Source organism: Ligilactobacillus salivarius DSM 20555 = ATCC 11741 (genome assembly GCF_001435955.1).
Taxonomy (GTDB): domain Bacteria; phylum Bacillota; class Bacilli; order Lactobacillales; family Lactobacillaceae; genus Ligilactobacillus; species Ligilactobacillus salivarius.
The window spans coordinates 1-306 of the sequence record NZ_AYYT01000054.1; the positions used below are offsets into that span (position 1 = coordinate 1).

The 306-nt window shown below is 36.3% G+C and carries 1 protein-coding gene; it reads left to right on the forward strand.

Features of this window, described 5'->3' with window-relative positions; all coding sequences use genetic code 11:
• On the forward strand, positions 1–306 hold a 306-nt coding region (locus tag FC55_RS09690; RefSeq protein WP_162256097.1), incomplete at both ends, for a MucBP domain-containing protein.

Consider the following 306-nt stretch of genomic DNA (forward strand, 5'->3'; position numbering starts at 1 on the left):
AGGAAAAGTTGAAGAAGGAACAAAGCACGTAGTTTACGTATATGCTAAGACTGGTAATGTTGATGTTAAGTATGTAGATACAGAAGGTAATGTTTTACCAGGTGGAGAAGTGACTCCGGTTAAGACTAATGAAGAAGTTGGAACTGAATATGGAACAACTCAAAAGACATTTGATGGATATCATTTTGTAAAAATGGATGTCAAATCAGCTCCAGCAACAGGTGTAGTAACTGCTAAGGATCAACATGTAATTTACGTATATGAAAAAGATTCGGAAACACCAACACCAGAAAAGAAGAAAGGCTC